We start from the raw sequence: 7,212 nt of genomic DNA, 5'->3' as shown, positions 1-7,212 counted from the left end.
TACCGAGGAGTACTAGACGGCAGACACACATCGGGTGCTAACGTCCGGTGTGAAAAGGGAAACAACCCTGACCTACGACTAAGGCCCCTAATTCATGGCTAAGTGGGAAAGCAGGTGGGACGACCAAAACAACCAGGAGGTTGGCTTAGAAGCAGCCATCCTTTAAAGATAGCGTAACAGCTCACTGGTCTAAATAAGTTGTCCTGCGGCGAAGATGTAACGGGGCTCAAGCCATGAGCCGAAGTCTAGGGTGTATAGCAATATACGCGGTAGCAGAGCGTAGTGTGACATAGTTCCTTGTCTCTTTAGCAGTTTAGGCTGCTTTGGAGACGTGGAGCTTTCTGTGAAGCCCCCCTGTGAGGGATGGGGTGGAGAGATCACTAGTGAGAATGATGACATGAGTAGCGACAAAGGGAGTGAGAGACTCCCTCGCCGAAAGTCCAAGGGTTCCTGCTTAAAGCTAATCTGAGCAGGGTAAGCCGACCCCTAAGGCGAGGCCGAAAGGCGTAGTCGATGGGAACCAGGTTAATATTCCTGGGCCGTGGAGTGGTGACGGATCTGAGACGTAGTTCATCCTTATCGGATTGAATGGGCTGCTAACAGGTTCCTGGAAATAGCCCTCCTTTAAGATCGTACCCTAAACCGACACAGGTGGACTGGTAGAGAATACCAAGGCGCTTGAGAGAACCACATTTAAGGAACTCGGCAAAATACCTCCGTAAGTTCGCGAGAAGGAGGCCCGTTCAGAACGCAAGTTTTGGGCGGGGGCACAAACCAGGGGGTGGCGACTGTTTACTAAAAACACAGGGCTCTGCGAAGTCGTAAGACGACGTATAGGGTCTGACGCCTGCCCGGTGCCTGAAGGTTAAAAGGAGGAGTGCAAGCTCCGAATTGAAGCCCAGGTAAACGGCGGCCGTAACTATAACGGTCCTAAGGTAGCGAAATTCCTTGTCGGGTAAGTTCCGACCTGCACGAATGGCGTAACGACTTCCCCGCTGTCTCAAATGTGGACTCAGCGAAATTGAATTGCCTGTCAAGATGCAGGCTACCCGCGGTTAGACGGAAAGACCCCATGCACCTTTACTACAACTTTACATTGGCATCAGGTACAGCATGCGCAGGATAGGTGGTAGGCTTTGAAGCCGGGACTCTGGTCTCGGTGGAGCCTCCCTTGAGATACCACCCTTGCTCTGCTTGATGTCTAACCGCGGTCCGTTATCCGGATCCGGGACCCTGTATGGTGGGTAGTTTGACTGGGGCGGTCGCCTCCCAAATTGTAACGGAGGCGCGCGAAGGTTGGCTCAGAGCGGTCGGAAATCGCTCGTTGAGTGCAATGGCAGAAGCCAGCCTGACTGCAAGACTGACAAGTCGAGCAGAGACGAAAGTCGGCCATAGTGATCCGGTGGTCCCGAGTGGAAGGGCCATCGCTCAACGGATAAAAGGTACGCTGGGGATAACAGGCTGATGGTGCCCAAGAGTCCATATCGACGGCACCGTTTGGCACCTCGATGTCGGCTCATCTCATCCTGGGGCTGGAGCAGGTCCCAAGGGTACGGCTGTTCGCCGTTTAAAGAGGTACGTGAGCTGGGTTTAGAACGTCGTGAGACAGTTCGGTCCCTATCTTCCGTGGGTGTAGGATACTTGAGAGGAGTTGCCCCTAGTACGAGAGGACCGGGGTGAACGATCCACTGGTGGACCTGTTGTCGTGCCAACGGCAGTGCAGGGTAGCTATGATCGGACAGGATAACCGCTGAAGGCATCTAAGCGGGAAGCCCCCCTCAAAACAAGGTATCCCTGAGGACCGAGGTAGACCACCTCGTCGATAGGCCAGAGATGTAAGCGCAGCAATGTGTTCAGTTGACTGGTACTAATGGTCCAATAGGCTTGATTTGATCCAGTAGAAGCAAGACTTCCACTGACCAAATCAAAATACATACACACCACAACATCAGTTGTGCTGACTTGAACGACGGTTTGCGTGAAAACGCAGGCCGCTGATGTGAAAACGCGGGGGATAAAATCCCCCGCGGTCTGTGTTTTTTTGGTGTGGTGATCATAGCGTGAGCAAAACACCCGATCCCATCCCGAACTCGGCAGTTAAGTGCCACCGCGCTGATGGTACTGCGTCTTAAGACGTGGGAGAGTAAGTCATTGCCACACCTAATAAACACAGACACGTATCTCTCAACGATATAAAACAAACAAATACAGCGACATATGGACAAAAATAACGTCCAATAATGGCGCGGGATGGAGCAGCCCGGTAGCTCGTCAGGCTCATAACCTGAAGGTCGTAGGTTCAAATCCTACTCCCGCAACCAAATATACCCAGCAGTAACAACAAGCTACACGCCACCTTCGGGTGGCCGTTTGCGTTCGCGTTTTGCGCGTGGAAGCGCATCCTGTGCTTCGTCGTCCGTTCATACCGCAATTGTGGCCAGCATCGCCTGCAGGGCTTAGTTCCCCTCAATCACAGCGCCCTGGTCGGACAGGAGCGACTAGGGCCGCGCGACGTGGAAAGAAGGCCTCTCACCGTCTTCCCCACGTCAGTCAAAAACAAAAAGCCATTCTTTTACCCGAAGGTTACCACGGCCAGCCCATGTGGCGGACCAAAACCCCATATCTCTAAGCCCTCATTAAGCACCAATATGCGCAAGAGGCGTTACAACAACTGCCGAACTTGCTATCGGCAGATCATGGATATTGTTCTGATCACCGCGGTCATCGCATCGCTTTTCCTTGTTATCGGCGCGGCAGAGCCATTGGCCGCCCGCCTGCGTCTGCCCTACAGCGTGATCCTTGCGCTGCTTGGCATTCTGATCGCATCAGGCGCGCTGTTTTTCCTGCGCACTGACCTGACCGATGCGCTGAACCCGGTGGCAGAGGCGATCCTTGGGCTGCCGATCCGGTCCAATGTCTTCCTATATGTCTTTTTGCCGACGCTTTTGTTTCAGGCGACGTTAGGCATGAACTTGCGCCGTATGGTCGATGACTGGGTTCCCATTCTTGTTATGGCTGTCGTGGCAGTGGTCGTGGCGACGTTGTCGGTCGGCTATGCGTTGTCGTGGGTCAGCACCTTGCCCTTGGCGGCCTGCCTGTTGATCGGTGCCATCGTCTCGACCACCGACCCGTCGGCGGTTGTCTCTATCTTTCGCTCTATCTCGGCCCCGCGGCGGTTGGCGCGCTTGATCGAAGGCGAAAGCCTGTTGAACGACGCCGCCGCTATTGCGCTGTTCGGCCTGTTCATGGGCTTCGTGATGCTGGGCGTGCCGGACCCCGAACTTGGCGATGCTTTGGCGCAGTTTCCCGTGTTGATCGGCGGTGGTGCGTTGACCGGTTGGCTGGCGGGGCGCGTGGCGGTTTGGATCATGGCGCTGTTCGGCCGGCACGAGCTTGCGCTGATCTCTGTCTCCGTTTCATTGCCTTATTTGGCCTATGTGGGGGCGGAACAGATGGTTGGTGCCTCCGGTGTGATTGCAGTGGTCGTCGCGGGACTAACGGTAAATTTGACGGGGCCAGGTCGTTTGCCGCCGCAAGCTTGGGCGAACCTGCGGGATGTCTGGGACCTGCTCGCGCATTGGGCTGGCGCGCTGATCTTTATTCTGGCCGCCTTGCTGATCCCGCGCCTGTTAGAGGGTGTCACGCTAAGTGATTTCGCCTTGATCGGCGTTGTTGTCGTTGCGGCCATTGCATCGCGTGCGGTTGTGTTGTTCGGCCTACTGCCCTTGCTGACGCTGCTGCGCCTGTCGCCGCGGGTTGATCGGCCGTATCGCACTGCGATCTTGTGGGGCGGGTTGCGCGGGGCCGTCACGCTGGCGCTGGCTCTGGCCGTCACCGAAAGCTTTCGCGTCCCCGTTGAGGTAAAGCGCCTTGTCGGTATCCTTGCCACCGGATTTACCCTGTTCACGTTGATCGTGCAGGGTACCACGCTGCGGTCTGTCATCGGTTGGCTGAAGCTCGACCGTTTGTCACCGATAGACGAAGCGCTTTCGCGGCAGGTCGTTGCCGTGGGACTTCAGACCGTCCGAGAGGAGCTGGCCCGCACGACCGAAGCCTATGCGCTGACCAAGGAAACCGTCCGGTCTGAGGCGAAGACCTTTGGCGAGCGGCTCGATGCAGCGGTCGATGCGGCAGAGGACGCTGACGACATTCTAGACCGGGACCGCATCACGCTGGGCTTGATCGCGCTTGCTGGCTTTGAGCGGGACACCATCCTTGCGCGGGTCAAAGAACGCACGATTTCGTCCCGGATGGCGGATCAAATCCTGTCTGACGCCGACCAGCTGATCGAGGCTGCGCGTGCAGGCGGTCGCAGCAGCTATCAAAAGGCGGCACGCCGCTCTATCGCTTATGGCCGCGCGTTTCGGACGGCTGTTGTGTTGCATAACCGGCTCGGGCTGTCGCGGTGGCTGGTGCGGATGACGGCTGATCGGTTTGAACGGCTATTGTCGCAGCAGCTGATCTTGCGCGATATTGACGCCTTTATTGACGGCCGTATCCGCCGCATTCATGGCCGCCGTGTTGCTGACCTGCTGCACGAGCTGATCGCCCGCCGCGCCGAAGGCGTCACCAAAGCGCTGGAGGGTCTGCGCCTGCAATATCCCGGCTACGCCGAAGAGCTAGAGCGCCGTTTCATCCGCCGCACAGCCTTGCGCTTGGAAGAGCGGGAATACGCGATCATGCGCGATGACGGGCTGATCGGGGCAGAGGTCTATGCCACCTTGATCGAAAAACTGTCAGGTCGCCGCGCAGAGGCAGAGGCGCGCCCGCGCCTTGATATCGCTGTGCAGCGGGTCGATCTGATCCGCCAATTTCCGATTTTCGCTGATCTTGATGATCGGGCGCTCAAGGCGCTTGGCCGCTCGCTCAAGACAATTTACGTCGATGCGGGCCGGATTGTGATGCGCAAGGACACCCCGGCGAAAAGCGTATTCTTTATCGCATCAGGCGCTGTGGAACTGGAAAGCGCCGGGCAAACGTGGCGGCTGGGCCGGGGGGATATGTTCGGTCAGATGGCCTTGCTGCTCAGCAAATCGCGCCGCGCCGAAGTGCGGGCGATTGCGCCGTCTACGCTGCTCGTGCTGGACGAGGCGCGGTTCCGGTCGCTGCTGTCGCGCAGCGCGGCATTGCAGGACGCGGTGCGTGCATCTGCTATTCAGCGCGGGATCAGCCTTGATCTGCTTCCGGTCGAAAACGACAGGGCTGAATAACGGGTTTCGGCAAGGCATCGATTAGGACGCCTTGCCGTTTTAGTCTGCCTTAGGCGGCCAGATCAGGCGCTTGCTTTGCCCCGGTCATGAACGCGACGGCGTCGGACATGGTGTAGTCCTTGGGATCAATCACGCAAAGTCGCTTGCCAAGCCGGTGAACGTGAATGCGGTCTGCAACCTCGAAGACATGGGGCATGTTGTGGCTGATCAGGATGATCGGAATGCCCCGCGCCCGCACGTCTTGGATCAATTCCAGCACCCGGCGGGATTCCTTGACGCCCAAGGCGGCTGTCGGCTCGTCCAGAATGATGACCTTGGACCCAAAAGCCGCCGCGCGGGCAACGGCGACGCCTTGGCGTTGGCCACCTGACAGCGTCTCGACCGCTTGGTTGATGTTCTGGATCGTCATCAGCCCCAGTTCTGTCAACTTGTCACGGGCGATCTGTTCCATCCGCGAACGATCAAGCTGGCGCAGGATTTTGCCGCGAAAGCCGGGTTTGCGCAGCTCTCGGCCCATGAACATATTGTCAGCGATCGACAGGGCAGGGGACATGGCAAGGGTTTGGTAAACCGTCTCGATCCCCTCTTTGCGCGCATCCGTGGGAGAGGTGAACTTGACCTTGCGGCCTTCCAAAAACACATCGCCCTCGTCCGGGATAACAGCGCCAGACACGGCCTTGATCAAGGATGACTTGCCTGCGCCGTTGTCGCCAATCACCGCAAGGATTTCACCGGGATACAGGTCGAAGTCACAGTTATCGAGCGCGGTGACCTTGCCGTAGCGTTTCACAAGGCCGCGGCCTTTAAGAATAGGTTCCATTATGCCGATACCTTTCTGATCCACTGGTCCACTGCCACAGCGCCAATAATCAGCGCGCCAATCAGCAGGAACGTCCATTGCGCGTCAGCCCCGGCCAAACGCAGGCCCAAGGTGAACACGCCCACAATCAGCGCCCCAAACAGCGCGCCCAAAATCGACCCGCGCCCGCCAAAGAGTGAGATGCCGCCGATCACCACAGCCGTGATGCTTTCGATATTCGCAAGCTGCCCAGAGGTCGGAGAGACCGAGCCGATGCGCCCGATTAAAGCCCAGCCTGCAAAGGCACAGATCAGACCGGAAATCACGTAGACGGAAATCAACACGCCCTTCACGTTGACACCCGACAGCTGCGCCGCCTCTGGGTCGTCGCCCACGGCATAGACGTGGCGGCCCCACGCGGTCTGTTTCAGCACGTAAGATAGGAACAGCATCAACACGACCATGAACACGACACCTACGGTAAACACCGCGCCGCCGACGTTGAACTTGGTGGCAAAGACTTGCAGCAGGGGGGCGTTCGCTTCGATGTCCTGCGCGCGGATCGTCTCGTTCGAGGAATACAAAAAGTTTGTCGCCAGTACGATTTGCCACATCCCAAGGGTCACGATGAACGGCGGCAGCTTCATGACGGCAATCAACCAGCCGTTAATATAGCCGCAGATCATACCGCACACGAGGCCAAGGGCGATCGCGACTTCGACGGGCAATCCGTAGCGAAAGGTAAACTGCCCCATCACGACGGACGACAGCACCATGATTGCGCCAACAGACAAATCGATACCTGCCGTCAGAACCACAAGACTTTGCGCGGCGGCGACGATGCCGACGATCTGGACCTGTTGCAGGATCAGCGTCAGGGCAAAGGGGGAAAAGAACTTCGACCCCAAAAGCAAGCCGAACACTGCAATGGACGCCAGCAGCACGAACAGCGGCACAAGCGCAGGGTTGACGTGCAGCGCATGCTGCAACTTGGACAGTGCGCCCTTTCGATGAGCGGCAAATTTAGCAACGTCTTCGGATTTGGTCGTCTTTATGACGGACTCATAATCATCGGCATGACCAGCCATTTTCAGTCTCCCCCCGTTCTGCAGGTAAATATCGGCCCGCACCGGGGCCGCGGCGAAAGGGGCAGGAAAATCCCGCCCCTTTCAAAGACACGCGGGCTTAAGCCGCGCGGGTCAA

At 57.6% G+C, this 7,212-nt stretch carries 3 protein-coding genes, 1 tRNA gene and 2 rRNA genes (1 of these 6 only partly in view); 4 read left to right on the top strand and 2 right to left on the bottom strand.

Annotation, left to right across the window (positions count from 1 at the left end; genetic code table 11):
• The 4 genes from KBW81_RS14065 to KBW81_RS14050 all read left to right on the top strand — a co-directional run.
• Positions 1-1,892, top strand: a 23S ribosomal RNA gene (locus KBW81_RS14065) (it extends 949 nt beyond the left edge of the window).
• A gap of 153 nt (positions 1,893-2,045) precedes the next feature.
• Positions 2,046-2,160 (top strand): 5S ribosomal RNA (gene rrf / locus KBW81_RS14060).
• An 84-nt stretch (positions 2,161-2,244) separates the two neighbouring features.
• Positions 2,245-2,321 (top strand) — tRNA-Met (locus KBW81_RS14055).
• 375 nt (positions 2,322-2,696) lie between these two features.
• Positions 2,697-5,210, top strand: coding sequence for a cation:proton antiporter (locus KBW81_RS14050; protein ID WP_090185399.1), 2,514 nt, complete (start codon positions 2,697-2,699; stop codon positions 5,208-5,210).
• A 49-nt stretch (positions 5,211-5,259) separates the two neighbouring features.
• Here KBW81_RS14050 and KBW81_RS14045 read toward each other — a convergent pair whose 3' ends face one another.
• On the bottom strand, positions 5,260-6,030 hold the full coding sequence (locus tag KBW81_RS14045; protein WP_090185402.1) for an ATP-binding cassette domain-containing protein: 771 nt from the start codon (positions 6,028-6,030) through the stop codon (positions 5,260-5,262).
• A complete protein-coding gene (locus tag KBW81_RS14040) occupies positions 6,030-7,097 on the bottom strand; it encodes an ABC transporter permease (protein ID WP_090185405.1) in 1,068 nt (355 codons plus the stop codon). Before KBW81_RS14040 ends, KBW81_RS14045 begins: the two co-directional genes overlap by 1 nt.
• Between the last annotated feature and the right edge of the window lie 115 nt (positions 7,098-7,212).

It is taken from the genome of Loktanella salsilacus (genome assembly GCF_024206795.1).
Classification (GTDB): Bacteria; Pseudomonadota; Alphaproteobacteria; order Rhodobacterales; family Rhodobacteraceae; genus Loktanella; species Loktanella salsilacus.
This window is presented reverse-complemented; position numbering and strand designations above follow the sequence as displayed.

Bases quoted from the DNA above. Each gene is read 5' to 3' on its own strand.
- KBW81_RS14050 (WP_090185399.1), top strand. From the start codon at position 2,697: ATGGATATTGTTCTGATCACCGCGGTCATCGCATCGCTTTTCCTTGTT.
- KBW81_RS14040 (WP_090185405.1), bottom strand. From the start codon at position 7,097: ATGGCTGGTCATGCCGATGATTATGAGTCCGTCATAAAGACGACCAAA.
- KBW81_RS14045 (WP_090185402.1), bottom strand. From the start codon at position 6,030: ATGGAACCTATTCTTAAAGGCCGCGGCCTTGTGAAACGCTACGGCAAG.